This window comes from Jatrophihabitans endophyticus (assembly GCF_900129455.1).
GTDB classification, from domain to species: Bacteria; Actinomycetota; Actinomycetes; order Mycobacteriales; family Jatrophihabitantaceae; genus Jatrophihabitans; species Jatrophihabitans endophyticus.
In genome coordinates this window covers 322,066-343,982 of sequence record NZ_FQVU01000004.1, presented here as the reverse complement: position 1 = coordinate 343,982, position 21,917 = coordinate 322,066, and the positions used below count along the sequence as shown (strand labels likewise).

Below are 21,917 nucleotides of genomic sequence, written 5' to 3'. Positions count from 1 at the left end.
CGGTGGTTTTGCGGGGTCAGCCCGGCTGCTCGGCCGGACGGGCCGAGAGCCGCGTGAGCGGCCCGTCGCCCAGGCTCGGGTCCGCCCCGGCCGCCGCGCTGAGCGTGCGCACGCGGTCGACGTAGGCCGCGACGTTGCGCAGCTTGATGTGCTCGTAGCCGCGGACGTCCTGCGGCGCGGCCGCGAGCTCGGTGAGCGCCGGCAGCCGTTCGGCGGTGAGGCCGCGCAGGCCGGACTCGATCATCGCGGTGTACTGCTGCACGAGCGCCCGCTCGACGCGCCGGACCTCGGCGTACCCGAAGACGTCCAACGGCGTGCCACGCACGGCCTTCATGCCCCGCAGGCCCCGCATGACCGGGGTATAACGCGGTCCCAGCTTGATCTTGCGCTTCATGCCGAGGGCACGCAGCGCCGGCGGGTGCAGCAGCAGCGACGCGACCGCGCCCTCGCCGAACTCGGTCACCACCGCGTCCTGCGCGGAGTCGAGCAGGTGCAGCCGGGCCACCTCGTACTCGTCCTTGTAGGCCATCAGCTTGTGCAGGCCCGCCGCGACGGCGCGGGCGAGGTCGCCGGGAGCCCCGGCCACCCGCCGCTCGGCGTCGACCGCGGCGCGCACCACGCGCAGGTAGCGGCGGGCGTACCGCTCGTTCTGGAAGCCGATGAGGTCGGCGACGCGGACGGTGAGCAACCGCCGCAGCTCGTCGTCGACGCCCTCGACCCCGCCCGCCAGCGCGGCCGCGCGCTCGTCGACGGCCACCTGCCGCGCCGCGGCGGCCTTGGCCTTCGCGACGACCTCCGCCGTCCCCGCCGGGTCGAGCACGGCGGCCCGACCCCACGCGAACGCGGCCAGGTTCTTGTCGACCGCGGTGCCGTTGAGCCGGATCGCCTGCTCGAGCGACGACGTGGACAGCGGCAGCGCGCCGGCCTGGTGCGCGGCCCCGATCAGGATGGAGTTGGCGACCATGTGGGTGCCGAAGACGGCCCGCGCCAGCGCCTCGGCGTCGACGTAGACGTTCTCGGTCGCCCGGCTGACGCCGTCGAGCATCGTGCGCAGCTCGGCGACGGAGGGCAGCGGGATCGCGGAGTTGTAGGCCATCTGGCCCGTCGGTGCGACGGACGAGGACGCGACCACGACGGTGCGCTGCGGGTCGCCCTTCGCGAGGTTGGGTTCGCTCACCGACGCCAGCAGGTCGAAGGCGAGGAAGACGTCGGCGCCACCGGCGGGGATGGTCGTCGCGGGCTCGACGTCGCCGGTGAACAGCTGCAGCTGCGAGACGACCGGCCCCGCCTTCTGCGACGACCCGGTGAGGTCGAGGTTGCGCACCTGGTGCCCGTCGAGCACAGCGGCGGTGGCCATGATCTGGCTGGTGGTGACGACACCGGTGCCGCCGATGCCGGTCATGTGGATGTTCACCGCGTCGGTGGGCACGACCGCGACCGGGTCGACCAGCGGCACCGACGGCAGCCGTACCGCCGTGCCGGCCTTCTTCGCGTTCTCGACGTCGACGGACACGAACGAGGGGCAGTCGCCGTTGGCGCACGAGTAGTCGAGGTTGCACGACGACTGGTGGATGGTCGTCTTGCGGCCGAACTCGGTCTCGAGGGGCTGCACGCTCAGGCACTGCGACTTGCTGTTGCAGTCGCCGCAGCCCTCGCACACCCGGTCGTTGATCATGATGCGGGTCGTGGGCTCGGCCTGCTTGGCCCGCTTGCGCAGCCGACGCTTCTCGGCGGCGCACTGCTGGTCGTGGATCAGCACGGTGACGCCGGTCAGCGCGGCGAGCTCCTCCTGCGCCTCGACCAGGTCGTCGCGGTGCCGCACGCTCGCGTTCTTCGGCAGCTTGGTGCGGCGGTACTTCTTCGGGTCGTCGGTGGTGATGATCGTGCGCACGACGCCCTCGGCCTCGAGCAGCGCCGCGATCGCGGGCACGGTCATCGCGCCCTCGACGTCCTGGCCGCCGGTCATGCCGACCGCGCTGTTGTAGAGCAGCTTGTAGGTGATGTTGGCCTTGCTCGCCACCGCGAAGCGCAGCCCGAGACTGCCCGAGTGGTGGAACGTGCCGTCGCCGATGTTCTGGAAGATGTGCTCGGCCTCGGTGTAGGCCGACGCGCCTACCCACTGCGCGCCCTCGGCGCCCATCTGCGTGAAGCCGACCAGTTCGCCGTACTCGGGGCGCGGCACGACGAGCTGCAGGATGTGGCAGCCGATGCCGGAGCCGACCAGGCTGCCCTCGGGCACGACGAGCGAGCGGTTGTGGGGGCAGCCCGAGCAGAAGTACGGGGTACGCGCCGTCGACAGCGGCAGCAGCGTGCGTTCCCGGGCCACCTGCGGCAGCCGGACGTCGAGGCCCCACCGGTCGTGCAGTCGCGGCCCGAGGACGCGGGCGACGAGCGCCGCCGTCAGCTCGCCGGAGATCGGCAGGAAGGCCTCGTCGCGCTCGTCGCGCTTGCCGACGATGGCCGGCGCCGCGGGCTGCCCGTAGAGCGCGTCGCGCAGGAAGCGCTCCAGGAACGGGCGCTTCTCCTCGACGACGACGATCTCCTGCAGTCCGGCGGCGAACGCGCGCCACTCGGACGCGGCCACCGGCGACAGCGCGGACACCTTCTTGATGCGGACGCCGGCGCGGACCAGGTCGTCGTGGTCGAGCCCCAGGGTGGTGAGCGCCTCGCGGAGGTCGGTGTACGCCTTGCCCGGGGCCACGATGCCGATGCGGGCGTCCGGCGGGTCGACGACCACCGGGTTCAGCCCGTTCAGCTCGACGTAGCGGGCGGCGAGCTCGGTGCGCGCGGAGAACAGGTCGCGCTCCGCCTCGCGCATGGGCGGGCCGGGGGTGCCGACGCGCAGCTGCGGCCGGAACGGCCGGCCGTCGAGGGTGACGCTCGGGACGATCGGGTCGACGCGGTCGGGTCCGACGTGCGCCGTCCCCGAGCCGTCGGCGATGTCGGTGACCATCTTGAACGCGACCCACACGCCGGCGGCGCGCGACAGCGCGTAGCCGTGCAGCCCCAGGTCGATGACGTCCTGCATGGTGCCGGGGAACAGGATCGGCATCGCCCAGTCGTGGAACGCGCCGTTGGTGTCGGTCGGGAAGTTCGTCGAGCGCGCGTCGGGGTCGTCGCCGGCCACCGCGAGGACACCGCCGTACTCGGCGACGCCGCCGATGTTGCCGTGCCGGAACGCGTCGCCGGTGCGGTCGACGCCGGGCGACTTGCCATACCACATGCCGAAGACGCCGTCGTACAACGGCGCGGGCAGCGTCCCCGCGGTCTGCGCGCCCCAGATGGCGGTGGCGGCGAGGTCCTCGTTCAGGCCGGGCTGGTGGCGGATGTCGTGCTCGGCGAGCAGCGCGGCGCGGCGGTTCAGCTCGAGGTCGACGCCGCCGAGCGGCGAGCCGGGGTAGCCGCTGACGAAGCCGGCGGTGCGCAGCCCGAGGCGGGCGTCGCGCCGTCGCTGGTCGAGCAGCACCCGCACCAGCGCCTGGACGCCGGTCAGGTAGACCTCGCCCTCGACGACGGCGAACCGGTCGTCGAGCGAGAAAGGCGGCGGGGTCGCGCCGCCCGTGGCGCCACCCGTCGTCGCCACGGTGTCGTCGCGTCGTGCCTGGTCGGGCTTCGCCGGCGAGCTCACCCGGTCAGCGCTTCCCGACAAGGTCACGGCCGATGATCTCCTTCATGATTTCGTTCGTGCCGCCGAAGATCTTCTGGATGCGGGCGTCCTGGTAGGCGCGCGAGACCGGGTACTCCTCCATCCAACCGTAGCCACCGAAGAGCTGCAGGCAGCGATCCACGAGCCGGTTCTGCACCTCCGACGCCCACCACTTCGCCTTGGCGGCGTCGACCACGGTGAGCGTCCCGTCGTTCCACGCGCGGATGACGTCGTCGACGTAGGAGCGGGTGACGTCGAGCTCGGTCGCGACCTCGGCGAGGACGAAGCGGGTGTTCTGGAAGTCGGCGATGCGCTGGCCGAACGCCTCGCGTTCGCGGACGTAGGCGAGCGTCGCGTCGAGCACCGCCGTCGAGCCGGCCACCGCCGCGGCCGCGATCGACAGCCGTTCCAGGGGCAGGTGCTTCTTGAGCTGGTCGAGGCCGCCGCCGAGCTCGCCGAGCAGGTTCTCGGTGGGGACGAAGACGTCGTCGAAGAACAGCTCGGCGGTGTCTTGCGAGTGCAGCCCCATCTTGCGCAGCTTGCGGCCGCGGCTGAAGCCGGCCATGCCCTCCTCGACCACGAGCAGGCTGTGCGCGGACCGCTCCCCCGGCGCGCCCGTCCGGGCCACGACGATCACCAGGTCGGACTGGATGCCGCTGGTGATGAAGGTCTTCGCGCCGGAGACCCGCCAGCCGCCGTCGGTGGCGACGGCGGCGGTGCGGATGCCGCGCAGGTCGCTGCCCGTGCCCGGCTCGGTCATCGCGATGGCGCCGATGAGCTCGCCGCTCACCATCCGCGGCAGCCAGCGCTCGCGCTGCTCGGGCGTTCCCAGTGACGCGATGTAGGGGATGGCGATGTCGTCCTGCAGCGAGAAGCTCGACGCGAGCCCGGTCGCGCCGACCCGGCTCAGCTCCTCCATCACCACGTTGCGGAAGCGGTAGTCGCGCAGCTGCCCCGCACCGCCGAACTCCTCGGGGGCACTGAGCCCGATGACGCCCTGCTTGCCGGCCGCCATCCACACCGAGCGGTCGATGAGCCGCTGCTCCTCCCAGTGCTCCACGTTGCCGACGACCTCGCGGTCGACGAACTCGCGGACGGCCTCGCGGTAGGCGTCGTGGTCGGGCTCGTAGAGATGTCGCTGCATGATCAACCTTTCGGACGATTCTGCGCCGGGAGCGGGTGGCGGATCCCTGGCTCTACCGACTTAGCGCTCGTTCAGTCTAGGTCGGCGCTCGGGGGTGGTCAAGGATCAGGCGAAGCGGGCGAGCTCGCGCTTCGCCAGCACCATGCGGTGCACCTCGTCCGGCCCGTCGATGAAGCGCATCGTGCGGGCCTGGGCCCACAGCATGGCCAGCGGCAGGTCGGCGGTCATGCCTGCGGCACCGTGGATCTGGATGGCGCGGTCCAGGATCGACTCGACGGCCTGCGGCGCGGCGACCTTGATGGCCGAGATGTCGCGACGGGCCTCGCGGGCCCCGCGGGTGTCGATCAGCCACGCGGTGCGCAGGACCAGCAGGCGCAGCTGCTCGATCTGCACCCGGGCGTCGGCGATCCACTGCTGCACCACACCGTGCTCGCCGAGCAACCGGCCGAACGTCGAGCGCCGGGTGGCCCGTTCGCACATCAGGTCCACGGCCCGCTCGGCCATGCCGATCATCCGCATGCAGTGGTGGATGCGGCCGGGGCCGAGCCGCGCCTGCGCCATGGCCGACCCCTTGCCGACCTCGCCGAGGACGTCCGCGGCGGGCACCCGCACCCCGTCGAAGGACATCTCCGCGTGGCCGCCGCTGGTGCGGTGGTCGTAGCCGAAGATGCTCAACCCGCGCACGGCCGACACGCCGGCCGCCTCGCGCGGGACGAGCAGCATGCTGAAGCGGTCGCGCGTCGACGCGTCCGGGTCGGTCACGCACATGACGACGAGCACCCGGCAGTCCTCGCTCATGCCACCGGTCGACCACCACTTGCGGCCGGTGAGGACGTACTCGTCGCCGTCGCGCACCGCCTGGGCGCCCAGGTTCGCCGGATCCGACGACGAGACGTCGGGCTCGGTCATGCAGAACGCCGACTTGATCTCACCGGCGAGCAGCGGCCGCAGCCAGCGTTCCTGCTGCGCCGGCGTGCCGAAGAGGCTCAGCAACTCCATGTTGCCGGTGTCGGGCGGGTTGCAGTTGAAGACCTCGGGCGCGATCTCGGGGCTGCGGCCGGTGATCTCGGCCAGCGGTGCGTACTGCAGGTTCGTGAGCCCCGCGCCGTCCGAGTGGTGCGGCAGGAAGAGGTTCCAGAGCCCGCGTTCCCTTGCGGCCGCCCGCAGCTCGGCCATGACCGCGGGCCGCTCCCAGCCGCTCGTGGCGTCGTCGGCGAACAGCGGCTCGGCCGGGTACACGAACTCGGCCATGAAGTCGGTCAGCCGGGCGCGGAGCTCCTGCGTGCGCTCGTCGTACTCGAAGTCCACGGGGCGTCAGCTCCAGTCGTCGAACACGGCGGGGACGTCGCCGGACACCCGCAGGGGGAAGCGCGCCTCCCGCTTCTCGACGAACGCGGCCACCCCCTCCTTGGCGTCGCGACTCGTCCCCAGGTGGTAGATGCCGCGCGAGTCCAGCAGGTGCGCCTCCGCCGGCGAGGCCGCGCCCAGCATCGTCCACATCATGTGGCGCGTCAGCGCCACCGCGACCGGTGCGCTGTGCTCGGTGAGCTCGGCGGCCAGCCGGTAGGCGGCGGGCAGCAGCTCGGCGTCGGGATGCACGCTGCGCACCAGCCCGCCCCGCAGCGCCTCGGCGGCGTCGAAGACCCGGCCCGAGTACGTCCACTCGGCGGCCTGGGCGATCCCGACGAGCCGCGGCAGGAACCACGACGAGCACGCCTCGGGCACGAGGCCGCGCCGGGCGAAGACGAAGCCGAAGCGGGCGGACTCCGCGGCGAGCCGGATGTCCATCGGCAGCGTCATCGTCACCCCGAGCCCCACGGCCGGGCCGTTGACCGCGGCGATGAGCGGCTTGCGGGCGTCGAAGAAGCGGCGGGTGATGGTGCCGCCGTAGTCGGCGAAGCGCTCCATGTCGAAGCCGGCGTCGCCGCCGTGCCGCTCGAAGATCTCCCCGCCGCCGGCGAGGTCGGCGCCCGCGCAGTACGCGCGACCGGAGCCGGTGAACACCACGGCCCGTACGTCGTCGTCACCGTCGAAGCGATCGGCGACGTGCATGAGCTCGTCGCCCATCCGGTCGACGAACGCGTTGAGCCGGTCGGGCCGGTGCAGCGTCACCGTGGCGATGCCGTCGGCGACGGCGTAGCGCAGCGTCTCGTAGCCGCCGGCGGGGTCGGCCCCGCCGGTCACCGCGCGCCCATCCGGATCGACCCGTCGAGCCGGACGACCTCGCCGTTGAGCATCGGGTTGGCGACGATGTGCTCGACGAGCATCGCGTACTCGTCGGGGCGGCCGAGCCGGCTCGGGTGCGGCACCTGCTCGGCCAGCGACGCCTTGGCCTCGTCGGGCAGGGAGGCGAGCAGCGGCGTCTCGAACAGCCCCGGCGCGATCGTCACGACCCGCACCTGCCGCTCGGCCAGCTCGCGCGCGATCGGCAGCGTCATCCCGGCGATACCGGCCTTGGACGCCGAGTAGCCGGCCTGCCCGATCTGGCCGTCGAAGGCCGCCACCGACGCGGTGTTCACGATGACGCCGCGCTCCTCGCCGTCGCGGTCCTCGGCCAGGATGCGCTCCGCGGCGAGCCGGACGACGTTGAAGGTGCCGATCAGGTTGACCTCGACGATCTTACGGAACAGCTCGAGCGGATACGGGCCGCGCCGGCTCACGACCTTCGCCGGCGGCCCGATGCCCGCGCAGTTGACGACGACCCGCAGCGGCCGGCCGGTGGCCGCGACCGCGTCGAGCGCGGCGGTCACGGCCGCCTCGTCGGTGACGTCGGCGGCGGCGAACCGCACCCGGTCGCCGAGCCGGTCGGCGACCTCGATACCGGCGGAGGACGGCAGGTCGAGCAGCACCACGTCGGCCCCGGCGGCGGCGAGCCGCTCGACGGTGGCGAGACCGAGGCCCGACGCGCCACCGGTGACGAGCGCGGCGCCAGCGTCCAGGCGCATTAGAGCCGCTCGACGATCGTCGCGTTGGCCATGCCGCCGCCCTCGCACATGGTCTGCAGCCCGTACCGTCCGCCGGTCTGCTCGAGGTGGTTGAGCAGCGTGGCCATGAGCCGGGTGCCGGACGCGCCGAGCGGGTGGCCGAGCGCGATGGCCCCGCCGCGGGGGTTGAGCCGGGCGGGGTCGGCACCGACCTCGCGCGCCCACGCGAGCGGCACGGGCGCGAACGCCTCGTTGACCTCGTAGGCGTCGATGTCGTCGAGCTGCAGGCCGGCGCGGTCGAGCGCCTTGCGGGTCGCCGGCACCACGCCCATGAGCATGAGGACCGGATCGTCGCCGCAGACGGCCGTCGCGTGGACCCGGGCCCGCGGCCGCAGCCCCAGCCGTTCGGCGACGTCGGCGGCCACGACGAGCGCGGCAGAGGCGCCGTCGCTCAGCGGCGAGGAGTTGCCGGGCGTGATGTGCCATTCCAGCTCGGGGAAGCGCTGCACGTACTCGTCGCTGCGGAACGACGAGCGCAGGCCGGCCAGCCCTTCGACCGTGGTCGTCGGGCGGACGGTCTCGTCGACCTCGTGACGTGCCGACCCGGTCGTGACGGGCACGATCTCGTCGGCGAACTGCCCGGCGCCGGCTGCGGCGGCTGCCCGTGCGTGCGAGGTCGCCGAGTACTCGTCCAACGCCTCGCGGTCGAACTTCCAGCGCTGCGCGATCAGCTCGGCGGAGACGCCCTGCGGCACCAGGCCGTCCGGGTAGCGGGCGGCGACGCCGGCACCCAGGTAGTCCTGGCCCTGCGTGTTGGAGAACATCGGCACCCGCGACATCGACTCGACGCCGCAGGCGATCGCGACGTCGTACGCACCGGCCGCGATGCCCTGCGCCGCGAAGTGCACGGCCTGCTGGCTGGACCCGCACTGCCGGTCGATGGTGGTGGCGGGCACGCTCTCGGGGAAGCCGGCGGCGAGCACGGCGTGCCGCCCGACGTTGACCGACTGCTGACCGACCTGCGACACGCAGCCGACGATGACGTCGTCCACCAGACCCGGGTCGATGCCGGTGCGCACGACCAACGCGCGCAGGGTCTCGGCCAGCAGGTCGACGGGGTGGACGCCCGACAGCGCGCCCCCCTGCTTGCCGCGCCCGGAGGCCGTCCGGACGATGTCGACGATCACCGCGTCACGCATCTGCACTCCTGTTCATCGGTTGCGGTAGCGAGGCTGCCGGCGCTCCACGAAGGCGCGGGTCGCCTCCTTCTGGTCCTCGGTGAAGGCCGTGACCACCTGTTGCCGGTTCTCGTACTCCACGGCGGCGTCGAAGCCGGGGTTCTCGACCGCCGCCCACATCCCCTGCTTGGTCAGCTCGACCGACAGCGGCGGGTGGCGGGTGATCAGCGCGGCCGTGCGCAGCGCGGTGTCGAGGAGATGGGCGTCGTCCACGACGTCGGTGACGAGCCCGAGCCGCAGCGCCTCGTCGGCGTCGACCTTGCGGGCGGTCAGCAGCAGCTCGTGCGCCCGACCGGTGCCCACGATGCGCGGCAGCAGCCACGAGGTGCCGAGGTCGCACGCGGAGTACCCCGCCTGCAGGAACGCGGCGACGAAGAACGCGCTGCGCGCGGCGATGCGGACGTCGCTGGCCAGCGCGAAGGCGAGCCCGCCCCCGGCGGCGGGGCCGTTGACGGCCGCGATCACCGGCTGCCGCAGGTGGTGCAGCCGGCGGCTGATGTCGGCGATCTCCACCTGCCGGCGGAGCGTCCGCCGCAGCTCGCCCTGCTCGGCGATCAGGTCGTCGTCGCCGTAGCCCTTGAGGTCGAGGCCGGCGCAGAACCCGCGTCCCGCGCCGGTCAGCACGACGACCCGGCACGTCTCGTCGCACTCGACCGTGTCGAGGGCTGCGGTCAGGTCGGCGACGAGGTCCACGTTCAGCGCGTTGAGCGAGCCGGGCCGGTTCAGCGTCAGCCGGGTGACCCCGGGTGCGGGCGTGTCGAGTGCGACGGTGGGCTCGGCGGCGGGCTCCGTAGTCGTGGTCATCGCAGTCACGCTCCGTTCCCGGACGCGGTGAACGCCGCGCGCACCGCCTGGTTGAAGCGGCCCGTGCCGGTCAGCGCCATCCCGCCGTCGACGACGACCTGGGCGCCGGAGACGTAGGACGCCAGCGGCGACACCAGCACCACCGCCAGCTGCGCGATCTCCTCGGCGGTCGCGAAGCGGCCGAGCGGCACCATGTCGTTCCACAGATCCTCGCCCGTGTGGTCGGCCAGACGCGCCATGCCCTCCGTGCCGGCGACCGGGCCGGGGACGATCGAGTTGACGCGGATGCCGTGCCGGCCCCACTCCAGCGCGAGGCTGCGCATCAGGCTGTCGACACCGGCCTTGGCTGCGCCGACGTGGGCCTGCAGCTCGAAGGGCATCAGCGATTGGCCGCCGGAGACGAAGAGCAGCGAGCCACGAGTCTGTCGCAACTGCTCGAACGCCGCGTGCGCGGCGTGGAACGAGCCGAGCAGGTCGATGTCGACGACCGCGCGGAAACCGTTGCTGGACAGCGATTCCGCCGGCGCGAGGAAGTTGCCGGCGGCGCCGCACACCACGATGTCGCACGGCGCGAGCTCGTCGGCCGTCCGGTCGAACGCGGCCTGCACCGCGGCGCGGTCCCGGACGTCGGCGACCGAGGTGACGACGCGGGCACCGAGTTCGCGCAGCCCGGCCGCGGCACCGAGCAGCCGCTCCTCGGACCGCCCGCAGATCGACACGTCCGCGCCCAGGGTGGCGAAGGCGGTGGCGATCGCCAGGTTGACCCCGCTGCCGCCGCCGGTGACGAACGCGGTGCGCCCGGCCAGCAGTCGCTCGTTCACCAGGCTCGTCAGGGGCGGCGTCATCGACTCCCAATCGTTCACCGGCACTTAGCGATCGCTAAGTCATGGGGAGCATGCCAAAGAGCCCGGGGCGACGCAACGGGTCGGTCGCGTCGATCGGACCGGCGTCTGGAGCATGCGACAATCGCGATCCGCGCCGCACCGTGCGCGGCCCAGCCGAGCGACTCCGGGACGACACGTGAGCACACCGCCGACCGCGCCGTCGCCGGAGCTGACCGCCATCCTGTCCGCGGCCCTCGACCTGTTCTACGAGTCCGGCTACCACGGCACCAGCGTGCGCGACATCGCCCGTCGCGTCGGGCTCACCGTGCCTGCGCTGTACTACCACCACGAGAACAAGGAAGCGCTCCTCTACGCACTGCTCGACACGTCGATCACCGAGGTCATCGCGCGTTGCCGGGCGGCGCTCGAGTGCGCCGGCCCGGCGCCCGCCGATCGCTTCCTGCAGCTGATCGAGTGCATCGTCCTCTACATCGCGTCCAACGAGAAGCTGGCCGCCATGGACGCTGAGATCCGCAGCCTCGGCCCGCAGAACCGCCGGCGCTACGGCGCCAAGCGCCGCCAGGTCGAGGTCATGCTCGTCACCTGCATCGAGGACGGCGTCGCATCGGGCGACTTCGACGTCACCTCGCCGGCCGAGACGGCCCGGGCGCTGCTCGGCATGACCCAGGCGGTCGCCACCTGGTTCCGCCCCGGCGGCCGCATGTCGGCCCGCACCGTCGCGCGGCACTACGTCGACATCGCCGCCCACACCGTCGGCGCCGCCCCGGGCCGCATCGCCGCGCTGCGATGTCGCTGATCTCCTCGTTCCCGGTTGTCCACAGGCTGCGTTTGACGATTGTCCGGTGTCGGTCACAGCCGTAAAATCGAACACGTGAACACATTCGTCGACGAGCTGGTGCCGGTCGATCTGGCGCGCTGCGACGACGACGTCCTGTTGGAGTCGTGGCGGGAGTTGGAGCGCACGCGCAACCGGCTCGCGGCGATGGAGCACCGGTTCGTCGCCGAGGCCGAGCGGCGGGGGTTGCCGTTCACGTACGGCGCGCGGAACATCGCCGCGTTCGTGCGGGGCCTGCTGCGAGTGCACCCGCACGAGGCGGTCGCGCGGGTGCGGGCGGCCTCGGCCGCTGCGCCGATGACGACGCTGACGGGTGAGACGGTGCCGGCGCCGTTCCCGGTGGTGGCGGCGGCGCAGGCCGCCGGGTCGATCTCACCCCGGCACGCCGCCGTCGTCGTGCAGACCGTCGACGCGCTGCCCGAGGCGGTGCAGGCCGAGCACGGCGCCCGCGTCGAGGCCGAGTTGGTCGACTACGCGACCCAGTTCGATCCGTTCGAGCTGGGCAGGATCGCGGCCCGCATCCGTGCCGTGCTGGATCAGGACGGTGCGTTGTGCGACGTCGCCTACCGCGAGCGGCACCGGGACCTGACGATCCGGCAGCGCCCGGACGGCTCGGCGTCGATCAGCGGCGAGGCCACCGCCGAGCTCGCCGAACGGCTGCTCACCGTGCTGGACGCGTTGGCCGCGCCGAGACCGGCCGAAGGCGGGGTGCGGGATCCGCGCACCGCGGGGCAGCGCCGCCACGACGGGCTCCTCGACTCGCTCGACCTGGTGCAGCGGGCTGAACTGCTCCCCACGGTGGCGGGCATCTCGACCACCGTGCTGCTCACCACGACGACCGACAACTGGTCGAGCGGTGACGGTGTCGCGACCACCGGTCACGGCGCGATCGTCCCGACCCAGGAGGCGATCCGGATCGCCGGCGGCGACACCCGGGCGATGACGATTCAGCTCGACGAGCACGGCGCGGTCACCGGCCATACCGATGCACGACGGCTGTTCACCGAGACCCAGCGCCTCGCCATGATCGCCCGCGACGGCGGCTGCACCTTCCCCGGCTGCGAAGTCCCCCCGGCCTGGTGCCAAGCCCACCACGTGATCGACCACGCGAACGGCGGCCGGACCACCATCGCCAACGGCGCCCTCGTCTGCGGCCGCCACCACCGCGAACACACTCGTCAAGGCTGGCGATCCGTCATACGAGACGGCCGCCCCGCCTGGATCCCCCCACCCTGGCTCGACCCCACCCGCACGCCCCGCAGCAACTCCCGCCCCGGCTGACCCTCGCCACACCGGCCCCTTGGCCCCAACCCAGCGCGCCCACGGAGCTCAACTCACCGCGCCCGCATGGGGCCAACCCGCCGTTCAGAACGCCCATTCTGCGTGGCGTCGACCAGAGACCCGCTTCGGATTCCACGGCGTGCCGGACGGGTGGCCTAGCGGGATGGGTAGCGTCCACTCGTCCGACCCGCTCGTACCAGGAGGCTCCGTGACCGACAGTGGCTCGCCCACGATCGCCGAGCTCGAGGAGCAGCAGCGGCACCTGCAGTTCGACCGCTTCGACAACCTCGACGCCTGGCGGCTGGGATGCACGCTGGTCGAGCTGGCGACGACGCGGACCCAGGCCGTCACGATCGACATCCGCCGCCACGGGCAGCAGCTGTTCCACGCGGCACTGCCGGGGACGACGCCCGAGAACGACGCGTGGATCGAGCGCAAGATCCGGGTGGTGAACCGCTTCGCGGCGTCCTCGCTGCTGGTAGGGCTGCGGCTGGCCGAGTCGGGCCGGAAGCTCGATCAAGAGCTCGGGATCGACCCGGCGCTGTACGCGGCGCACGGCGGGTGCGTGCCGGTGACCATCCGCGATGTCGGAGTCGTCGGCACCGTGACCGTGTCGGGACTGCCGCAGGTGCAGGATCACGCCCTGGTGGTCGAAGGCATGGAAGGACTCATGCGCGATCACGCCACCCGGGACACCCCTACGGGTGCATCAGCACCTTGATGCTGCGCTGGCCGCTGCGGGCGCCGGCGGCGGCGAAGGCGTGTTCGGCGTCGGCGAGCGCGAAGTGGTGCGTGACGAGCGTGGGCGCGATGTCGGGACGCCCGGCGAGGAACGTGAGCGCGTCGCGGAAGTCGTCGCCGGTGTAGATGAGTGAGAGCCGCAGGTCGAGCTCCTTGTAGAGGATCGTCTCCGTCAGCTTCGGCTGCCAGGTCGCCGCGCCGAGCGTGACGATGCCGGCACCGGGACGGGCGGCGTCGATGGCGAGCTCGAGCGAGGACTGCCCACCGGCCGAGTCGAGCACGGCGTCGGCGGCGAAGGCGTCGTCGGGGTCCACGGCGCGCACGCCCAGCGCCTCGGCCGCCGCGCGCTGGTGCGGGTGCCGGGTCGCGAGCGAGACCGAGTGGGTCGGCGTCAGCATGGCGGCGGCGAGCAGGCCGATCGTGCCTGCCCCGACGACCAGCACCTCGGCGCCGGCCGGCGCGGCGAGGCGCACGAGGGCGTGCCGCGCGACCGCGGCCGGCTCGACGAGGGCGCCGAGCTCGACCGGCAAGGAGGCGGGCAGCTCGTGCAGCTGCTCGGGACGCGCGAGCACGTAGTCGGCGAAGCCGCCGTCGACCCCGGCCATGCCGGAGAAGTTCGCCATGGAGCTCGGGCACAGGTTGGCCCGCCCCGACGCGCAGAGTGGGCAGTCACTGCACGCGGCGTTCGGCTGCACCGCCACGGGTCGGCCGTCGTCGGTGAGCCCGGCCATCTCGTGCCCGGGGACGACCGGGACGCCGCCCTGGGCGATGAAGCCGAGATCGCTGCCGCAGATGCCGGCCGAGACGATGCGCACCCGTTGGGTCCGCCCCGGGTCGGGCACCGGCTCGGCCGCGTCCTCGAGCGTCACGCCAGCGCTGCCGAAACGAATCGCACGCACGATCAGAACCTCCGGAGGCCGGGCGGACAGGGAAAGGTCAGGCTCGCGCCATGTAGGACGCCTCGACGTCGGCGCGGTTGGTCAGCAGCTCGCGGGCGGGACCCTCGAAGCGGACCGCGCCGCGGTTGAGGACGATGCCGCGGTCGGCGACCTTGAGCGCCATCTCGATGTGCTGCTCGACGAGCAGGATGCCCATGCCCTCCTCCTCGGCCGCGCGCCGCATGATCGGCATCAGCGACTGCACGATGAGCGGCGCGAGCCCGAGGCTCATCTCGTCGACCATGAGCACCGACGGCTTGGTGACGAACGCCTTGGCGAGCGCCAGCATCTGCTGCTCGCCGCCGGAGAGCAGCCCGGCCCGCCGGTCCATGAGACCGCGCAGCGCCCCGAACCGGTCGAGCATCGCCTCGACCGCCGCCTTGTCGCCCTTGGGCGCGGCGAGGCGGAAGTGGTCGCGCACGGTCAGGTCGAAGAAGATGCCGCGGCTGTCGGGGACGAGCGCCAGCCCGAGCCTGCTGACGGCGTCGGGGGTGCGGCCGGTGATGTCCTGACCGTCGAACAGCACCCGCCCACCCATCGGCGCCAGCGCGCCGATCGCGCTGAGCAGCGTCGTCGACTTGCCGGCGCCGTTGGGGCCGAGCAGGGCGACGACCTCGCCCGGGGCGACGGTGAGGCTCACGTCGCGCACCGCGGCGATGCCGGCGTACCCGGCGGTGAGTCCTTCGATGCGCAGGCCCTCAGCCATGGTGACGTTGCTCCTCGGACTCGGTGGCGCCCAGGTAGGCGCTGATGACGGCCGGATCGTCACGGATCTGCGCCGGATCGCCCTCGGCGATGATCGACCCGAAGTTGAGGACGAACAGCCGGTGCGTGTAGTTCATGATCAGGTCCATGTCGTGGTCGATCATGAGGATCCCGATGCCGCGGTCGACGAACTTCTGCAGACTCCGGCCGAACTCCTGGCTCTCCGACGACGACAGCCCGGCCGCCGGCTCGTCCAGCAGCAGCACCTTCGCGTCCGACGCCACGGCCCGGGCGACCCCGACCAGCTTTTGCAGGCCGAGCGAGAGCTCGGAGGGCACGCGGTCGGCGACGTCGGTCAGCTCGGTCATCTCGAGCACGTCGCGCACCTGCTCGGTGACGCGCCGCCGGCTGCTGCGCCGACCGAGGACGTCGCGCAGCACCGCGCCGATACCGCCCGGCTCGACCACCAGCTCGAGGTTCTCGGCGACGGTCAGCTGGTCGAACAGCTCCCCCGCCTGCCACGTGCGGGCGAGACCGGCCCGCCGCCGTGCGTAGCTCGGCAGGCCGTCGATCACCTCGCCGGCGAGCCGCACCGACCCCGAGTACGAGGCGAACCCGGTGACGGCGTCCACGAAGCTGGTCTTGCCGGCGCCGTTCGGGCCGATGAGGCCGACCACCTCCCCGGGACGGACGCTGATGGAGACGTCCCGGTTGGCGGCGACACCGCCGTAGTGGACGCTCAGCCCGGTGGTCTCGAGCACCGGCGCCGCGCGCTCGGGGATGTCGGACGACTCGACCACGAGCGGTCGGGCGTCGTCAGTGGGCGTCGACATGGGCCGGCTCCTCCCGGGTGGTGCGCAGAACCGGGCCGGCCGCGTCACCGGTGGTCGGTGGCCGGCCCGGGCCGCGCAGCCGCGCCAGGACCTGGTCGGCCATGATGCGGGTGCCGCCCGCGATGCCGAGCGGGTTGAGGATCGCCGTGACGACGAGCAGGGCGGCCGCGATCATCGGGTAGTAGGTGCCGAGGTCGACAGCCTGGTTGAGCAGCATGTAGACGATGCCGCCGGGGCCGATGATGCCGGCGAGCACGGCGCCGCTCATGCTGCCGATGCCGCCCAGGTAGACGGTCGCGAGCAGCGACAACCCCACCAGCACGGTGAACGAGCCCGGCTCCACCTGCGCGCTGCTGTAGGCGAGCATGCAGCCGCCGAGACCGGCGACGGCCGACGAGATGGCGAAGCCCAGCAGCTTGGTGCGCGAGACGTCGATGCCGATGGACGCGGCCGCCCGCTCGTTGGACCGGACGGCGAGGAAGGACTGGCCGGTACGGCCGGAGAGCAGCAGCACCACGACGACCATCACGGCGACGAGCACCACGAGGGTGAACAGCCCGAACTGCAGTCGCGACACGTTGGTGCCGCTGCGGACGCTGAGGTCGAGGCCGAAGATCTTCGGCCCGGACAGTGGATTGCCCTTCAGCGGCGTGAACACGTTGTTGTTGAAGACGAACTGCTGGACCACGATGGCCGCCGCCAGCGTGATGACGGCGAGCTGCGCGCCGCGGATTCGCAGGGCCGGCGTGCCGATGACGATGCCGAGCAGCGCGGCGACGATCACGGCGAGCACGATCGAGAGCGGGAACGGCACGCCGAGCTCGTTCTCGACCTTGGAGAGCGCGAACCCGGCGGTGCCGGCGAACGCCGTCTGCGCCAGCGAGATCTGGCCGAGGTAGCCGGTGACCACCGTGTACGACAGCGACATGATCGTCAGGATCATCGACGTCACGATGCCGTAGCGGTAGTTGCCCGACGTGAGCGTGACCGCGAGCACCGCGACCACGATCGCCACCGCGGCAACCGGCAGCTTGATGGCCGGGACCTTCACCGGCGACAGCCGCGGCTCGGTGATCCGCCCGCGGGCCGGGATGCCCTTCCCGAACAGGAAGAGGATGACGATGATCGCGAGGAACGGGACGGCGTCGGTGAGGCCGACCTTGGCCCACTTCGGCCACCAGGTGTTGGCGGCCAGGTACATGATGTAGGCCTGGAAACCGCCGAGCGCGATGCCGGCCGCGAACCCGGCCCAGAACGACTTCAGCAGCCCCACCAGCGCCACCGCGAGCGCGGGGATGACGGCGAAGGTGTACACGTTCGGGTCGAGCCCGACGAGCGTCCCGGCCAGGATGACGATGACGTTGCTCGAGAAGCCGACGAGGATCCAGATGATGAGCGCCAGCCGGTCGGGCGAGAAGCCGAGCAGCCGCAGCCCGAGCTCCTCCTCCGCGCCTGCCCGGGTCGCGATGCCGTACTTCGTGAACCGGAAGTAGGCCCACAGCGCCAGGCAGATGACCGCGGCCGCACCCACCGCGGTGGCCGAGACGACCGAGACGCTGACCCCGGCCACGGTCACGTTCTCGTTGGGCACCAGCGGCGCCATCGTGATGGTGAACGTCCCGAAACGCAGCGCGACGAGCGACTGCAGGAACAGCAGCAGGCCGACCGAGGCGACCACCTGCGACAGCGCCGGCGCCTTGCGCAGCGGCCGGAACACCAGGTAGTGGCACAGCAGCGTGAGCAGCACCCCGTTGACGAGCCCGATCAGCGCGGCCGGCCAGAGCCCCATCGGCCCGTCGCCGAGGCTGATCGACCACACCGGGAACACCAGCCGGCTGTCCGAGTGCAGCTGCGACATCACGTACGCGCCCCACATCGCCATGGCGCCGTGGGCGAAGTTGATGATGCCCGTCGCCCGGTAGACCGCGATCAGTCCGTCGGCGAACACCGCGTAGACCGCACCGGCCGCCAGGCCGAGAATGATCAACTGGATGACAACCACTGGTGCTCCGTTCTCTGCTGCCGCGTCAGGGCAGGCCGGGCCGACGCGCTCGGGTGGTGGTCGCGTCGCCGAGGTTCAGCACGTCCCGTGCTTCGTCGGGGACCGGCCGTCGGCCGGTCCCCGACCGCCGCTCACCAGTTGTGGTAGACGACCTTGAGCTGCGTGTACTTCACCATGCCGTGCTTGCCGTCCTCGCCGCCGTAGCCGGACTCCTTGTGGCCACCGTGGTGCGCGTGGAGCGCCTCGCCGCTGCCGCGGTTGATGAAGACCTCGCCGACCTCCAGGTCGCGCGAGACGGTCATGGCGCTGGCGTAGGACGACGTCCACAGGTACGCCGCGAGCCCGTAGCGCGAGCTGTTCGCGATCTCGATGGCGTGCTCGGCCGAGTCCACGGCGAGCACCGGCACCACCGGTCCGAAGGTCTCGTCGCGCATGATCGACATGTCCTCGGTGACGTCGGTGATGACGGTCGGGGCGTACCAGTAGCCCTTCTCGAAGTCCGCGCCCTCGGGCCGGCCACCGCCGGTCGCGACGGTCGCGCCCTCGCTGCGCGCCTTCTGCACCGCGCCGTCGACCTTCTCGTAGTGCGCGCCGTTGGCCAGCGGACCGAAGTCCGGGTTCTCGCGCGGGTCGCCGACCTTGAGCTCGCTCACCGCGGCGGTGTAACGCTTGATGAACTCGTCGACGATCGGGCGCTCGACGAGGATGCGCTCGGTGGCGTTGCAGAACTCGCCGGCGCACCAGAAGCGCGACTGCACGAGCGTGGGGACGGCCTTGTCGAGGTCGGCGTCCTTCAGCACGATGGCCGGGGCCTTGCTGCCGAGTTCCAGCGCCACCCGCGTCAACGTGCCCGACGCGGTCTCCATGATGCGCTTGCCGGTGTCGCGGTGCCCGGTGAAGGACACCATGGCCGAGATCGGGTTCGTGACGAGCGCCTTGCCGACCTCGCCGCCGCCGGTCACCAGGTTCAGGACGCCGGGCGGGATCTCCAGGTTCTCGTGCCAGAGCTTCATGGCCAGCACCGTCGACAGCGGCGGCACCTCGCTGGGCTTGACCACGACGGTGTTGCCGGTGACCAGCGCCGGGCCGATCTTGCGGCAGGCGATGGTGAGCGCCCAGTTCCACGGGCATATCGCGACGACCACGCCGAGCGGCTCGCGCCGGATCGTGATCTCCTCGGTCGGGGTGTCGCTGGGCAGGATCTCGCCCTCGATGCGCAGGGCCCACTCGGCGTTGAGGTCGAGCATCACGGCGCCGACCTCGACGTCGGCGTGCGACATCTCCCAGGTCTTGCCCGACTCGGCCATCACGACCTCGGCCAGCACCTCGGCGTTGTCGCGGAGCACCTTCGCCATGTCGTGCAGGAGCGTCGAGCGGGCCGAGGGCCCGGAGCGGTTCCACGCGTACTGCGCGTCGCGTGCCGCCGCCAGCGCCGCGTCGACCTGCTCGGTGGACGCGCTCGCGAGGTCGCTCAGCACGTCCTCGTTGGCGGGGTTGCGGACGGCGATGGCCGGCGCCTCGCCCGGGTGCCGCTGACCGCCGTACCAGATCGGCTGATCCGCGAATTCCTTGATCACCGACGCGATGTCGTGGATGCCGTCGTCGACACCGCTGTCGCTGCCGCTGTCGTTACCCATGCGTTCCTCCTCGTTGCGGACCGTGCCTGCGAATACTGCACTCGGGTGTGACCCAGCAGGCACTGCGGAAAATCCGGCCTTTGTCGCTAACCACAAAGACGTCCCTGGTCACCGCCCCACGACGGCACCCCGCAGACGTCACGATGCGTTCATAAGGTGCAGCGCGGCCTCGGACAGGTCGTAGACGAGCTCGCCGAAGACCCGGCCCTGGCTCGCCGCGCCGTCCATCGCGCCCGAGCGGTAGCGGGCGAAGACGCCCTCGCTGATGCAGGCCAGTCGCCACAGGGCGAAGCACATGTAGAAGCTGACATCCCCGACCTCGCGGCCGGAGACGGCTTCGTAGCGCTGGACGACCTCGGCCCGGCTGAGGAACCCCGGCTGGCCCGTCGGCGATTCGAAGCCCTCGGGCTCGCCGGGCTCGCGCCACGTGGCGAGCAGCCAGCCCAGGTCGGCGAGCGGGTCGCCCAGGGCGGCGAGCTCCCAGTCGAGCACCGCGCGGACGTCCCCCGCCTCGTCGATCATGACGTTGCCGAAGCGGTAGTCGCCGTGGACGAGCGCGGTGAAGCGCTGCGCCGGCACGGCCGCCACGAGCGTGCGGTACAGCTCGCTCATCGTCGGGATGTCCCGCGTGCTGGACTCCGAGTACTGCCGCTGCCAGCGCGCCAGCTGCCGGGCGATGTAGTTCTCCCGGCGGCCGAGCCCGCCGAGCCCGGCCGCGTCCACGTCGACGGCATGGATACGCGCGAGCACGTCGACGAGGCAGCGCGAGGCCGCACCGCGGGCGGTCGCCGGCCACGCCGCACCGTCCGCGTCGCTGGCGAGGATCGTGCCGTCGACGAAGTCCATCACGTAGAACGGCGCACCCACGACGCTTGGGTCCGGGCAGAGCGCGCGCATGACGGGCACTGGGATCCCCTGCGCGGCGACCGCCGCCATGATCCGGTACTCCCGGCCCACGTCGTGCGCGGTCTCGAGCACGTCGCGCAGGGGCGGTCGCCGCAGGACCAGCCGGCGGCCGGCGGCGTCGTCGAGGCGGTAGGTCAGGTTCGACCGTCCGCCGACGATGAGGGTGGGGGTGAGCGGCTCGGCCACCTCGACGCCGGCGCCCGCCAGCCACGGCCCGAGCTCGGGCCAGCGCTGCGCGTCATCGTCGAGGGTGGCCGCCGCGTCGACCCGTTCGGTCGGCGCTTCCACGTCCGTCTCAGATCTCGGCGACTTTGTTGTGCTCGACCATGTCCCAGTCGATGCGGGCGCCGATACCGGGGCCCTCCGGGACGTGGGCGAATCCCTCGCCGTCGATGTGGATCTTCTCGACCCCGCCGAGCGTGAACAGCTGCTCGGGGACGAGCTGCTCGAAGTACGTCGTGTTCGCGATGGACGCGATGACGTGCAGGTTGGCCGCGTCGATGATGGTGCTGGCGTTCGTGTGGACCTCGATGTTCATCCCGAACGACTCGGCGAGCCCCGCCATCTTCTTCAGCGGACCCACCCCGCCCTTGAACGACACGTCGCCACGGACGATGTCGACGGCCCGGGTGGTGATGTACTCCGGCGCCGAGATCATCGCGCCCGGCGCGACCTCGGTGCCGCAGATCGGGATGTCGAGCTTGTCGGCGAGCATCCGCTGGCCGTGCAGGTCGTACTCGCGGATCGGCTCCTCGTACCAGAGGTAGTCGAGCTCCTCGAGGACCCGGCCGACCTTGAGCGCCTCGTGCTGCTGGTAGTTGCCGGCGACGTCGATCATGAGCGGGTAGTCCGGGCCGACGGCGTCGCGCACCGCCGCGACGAGCCCGATGTCGCGGCGCGCGTCGCCCCACACGTGCAGCTTGTAACCCTGGTAGCCGATCTCCTTGTAGTGCAGCGCCTCGTCGACGAACTGCTGCACCGTCGGGTGCTCCATCGAGCTGGCGTAGACCGGCACCTTGTCGCGCACCGCGCCGAGCAGCTTGTACAGCGGCTCGTCGAGGCTCTTCGCGTAGAGGTCCCACAACGCGACGTCGACGGTGCCGATCGCGAACTGCGTGGTGTAGTTGAGCCGGTCCAGGCGCCACATGTCCTGCCAGATCGCCTCGCGGTACGCCGGGTCGCGCCCGACCAGGATCGGCCGCAGCCGGTCGGCGATCGAGTGCGCGAGGCTCAGCCCGCCGTAGGCGCTGACGACCTCGCCGGTGATGCCCTCGTCGGTGACCAGCTGGACGGCCAGGAAGTCGGTCACGTAGGGCGCGATGGACTGGCCACCGTAGAGCGTGGGCGCTTCGTAGCCGGCGGGCAGCTCGGCACGGTAGGAAACGAGACGGACGTCCTTGATGATCACGCGTTCTCCTGGGTACGGGTACCTGCGGGT

At 71.9% G+C, this 21,917-nt stretch carries 18 protein-coding genes; 3 read left to right on the top strand and 15 right to left on the bottom strand.

The genetic code is table 11. The features are described 5' to 3' along the window. Positions 1-16 precede the first annotated feature (16 nt). The 8 genes from BUE29_RS16185 to BUE29_RS16150 form a co-directional block, all read right to left on the bottom strand. Entirely contained in the window at positions 17-3,628 is a 3,612-nt protein-coding gene (locus BUE29_RS16185; RefSeq protein WP_200800251.1) for an indolepyruvate ferredoxin oxidoreductase family protein, read from the bottom strand. A gap of 4 nt (positions 3,629-3,632) precedes the next feature. Further along, a complete protein-coding gene (locus BUE29_RS16180; RefSeq protein ID WP_073391453.1) occupies positions 3,633-4,790 on the bottom strand; it encodes an acyl-CoA dehydrogenase family protein in 1,158 nt (385 codons plus the stop codon). Between the two features lie 105 nt (positions 4,791-4,895). Continuing rightward, complete coding sequence (locus BUE29_RS16175) at positions 4,896-6,098, bottom strand: acyl-CoA dehydrogenase family protein (RefSeq protein WP_073391452.1); 1,203 nt, start codon at positions 6,096-6,098, stop codon at positions 4,896-4,898. Between the two features lie 6 nt (positions 6,099-6,104). Continuing rightward, positions 6,105-6,974 carry a crotonase/enoyl-CoA hydratase family protein gene (locus BUE29_RS16170; protein ID WP_073391451.1) on the bottom strand — a complete coding sequence of 290 codons (870 nt, stop codon included), beginning with the start codon at positions 6,972-6,974 and terminating at the stop codon, positions 6,105-6,107. Beyond that, positions 6,971-7,735, bottom strand: a complete 765-nt coding sequence (locus BUE29_RS16165) for a 3-hydroxyacyl-CoA dehydrogenase (protein ID WP_073391450.1) — start codon at positions 7,733-7,735, stop codon at positions 6,971-6,973. Before BUE29_RS16165 ends, BUE29_RS16170 begins: the two co-directional genes overlap by 4 nt. Next, the gene (locus BUE29_RS16160) at positions 7,735-8,913 is read right to left on the bottom strand and encodes a thiolase family protein (RefSeq protein ID WP_073391582.1); all 1,179 of its coding nucleotides are present in this window, start codon (positions 8,911-8,913) and stop codon (positions 7,735-7,737) included. The genes BUE29_RS16165 and BUE29_RS16160 overlap by 1 nt, the downstream gene beginning before the upstream one ends. A 12-nt stretch (positions 8,914-8,925) precedes the next feature. After that, positions 8,926-9,756, bottom strand: coding sequence for an enoyl-CoA hydratase/isomerase family protein (locus tag BUE29_RS16155; protein ID WP_073391449.1), 831 nt, complete (start codon positions 9,754-9,756; stop codon positions 8,926-8,928). Positions 9,757-9,761: 5 nt separating this feature from the next. Beyond that, positions 9,762-10,601 carry an SDR family oxidoreductase gene (locus tag BUE29_RS16150; RefSeq protein WP_073391581.1) on the bottom strand — a complete coding sequence of 280 codons (840 nt, stop codon included), beginning with the start codon at positions 10,599-10,601 and terminating at the stop codon, positions 9,762-9,764. 175 nt (positions 10,602-10,776) lie between these two features. Between BUE29_RS16150 and BUE29_RS16145 the strand changes: the two genes are divergently transcribed. The 3 genes from BUE29_RS16145 (at position 10,777) to BUE29_RS16135 (ending at position 13,438) form a co-directional block, all read left to right on the top strand. Continuing rightward, positions 10,777-11,397 carry a TetR/AcrR family transcriptional regulator gene (locus BUE29_RS16145; RefSeq protein ID WP_073391448.1) on the top strand — a complete coding sequence of 207 codons (621 nt, stop codon included), beginning with the start codon at positions 10,777-10,779 and terminating at the stop codon, positions 11,395-11,397. 75 nt (positions 11,398-11,472) lie between these two features. Then, a complete protein-coding gene (locus BUE29_RS16140; protein ID WP_073391447.1) occupies positions 11,473-12,717 on the top strand; it encodes an HNH endonuclease signature motif containing protein in 1,245 nt (414 codons plus the stop codon). Between the two features lie 208 nt (positions 12,718-12,925). After that, positions 12,926-13,438, top strand: coding sequence for a heme-degrading domain-containing protein (locus tag BUE29_RS16135; RefSeq protein WP_200800250.1), 513 nt, complete (start codon positions 12,926-12,928; stop codon positions 13,436-13,438). Here the strand turns inward: BUE29_RS16135 and BUE29_RS16130 are convergent. The 7 genes from BUE29_RS16130 to BUE29_RS16100 all read right to left on the bottom strand — a co-directional run bounded on the left by BUE29_RS16130 (position 13,416) and on the right by BUE29_RS16100 (position 21,887). Then, positions 13,416-14,327 carry a zinc-dependent alcohol dehydrogenase gene (locus BUE29_RS16130; protein WP_073391445.1) on the bottom strand — a complete coding sequence of 304 codons (912 nt, stop codon included), beginning with the start codon at positions 14,325-14,327 and terminating at the stop codon, positions 13,416-13,418. The two genes, BUE29_RS16135 and BUE29_RS16130, sit on opposite strands and share 23 nt — an antisense overlap. 67 nt (positions 14,328-14,394) lie before the next feature. After that, positions 14,395-15,102 carry an ABC transporter ATP-binding protein gene (locus BUE29_RS16125; protein WP_073391444.1) on the bottom strand — a complete coding sequence of 236 codons (708 nt, stop codon included), beginning with the start codon at positions 15,100-15,102 and terminating at the stop codon, positions 14,395-14,397. Continuing rightward, on the bottom strand, positions 15,095-15,934 hold the full coding sequence (locus BUE29_RS16120; RefSeq protein WP_084181252.1) for an ABC transporter ATP-binding protein: 840 nt from the start codon (positions 15,932-15,934) through the stop codon (positions 15,095-15,097). The genes BUE29_RS16125 and BUE29_RS16120 overlap by 8 nt, the downstream gene beginning before the upstream one ends. Further along, positions 15,918-17,936 carry an ABC transporter permease gene (locus BUE29_RS16115; RefSeq protein ID WP_073391443.1) on the bottom strand — a complete coding sequence of 673 codons (2,019 nt, stop codon included), beginning with the start codon at positions 17,934-17,936 and terminating at the stop codon, positions 15,918-15,920. Before BUE29_RS16115 ends, BUE29_RS16120 begins: the two co-directional genes overlap by 17 nt. A 131-nt stretch (positions 17,937-18,067) precedes the next feature. Beyond that, entirely contained in the window at positions 18,068-19,573 is a 1,506-nt protein-coding gene (locus BUE29_RS16110; protein ID WP_084181250.1) for an aldehyde dehydrogenase family protein, read from the bottom strand. Positions 19,574-19,711: 138 nt separating this feature from the next. After that, positions 19,712-20,767 (bottom strand): phosphotransferase family protein, encoded by a 1,056-nt coding sequence (locus BUE29_RS16105; protein WP_073391442.1) that lies wholly within the window; start codon positions 20,765-20,767, stop codon positions 19,712-19,714. Positions 20,768-20,774: 7 nt separating this feature from the next. Then, positions 20,775-21,887 carry an enolase C-terminal domain-like protein gene (locus BUE29_RS16100; RefSeq protein WP_084181248.1) on the bottom strand — a complete coding sequence of 371 codons (1,113 nt, stop codon included), beginning with the start codon at positions 21,885-21,887 and terminating at the stop codon, positions 20,775-20,777. Positions 21,888-21,917 lie beyond the last annotated feature (30 nt).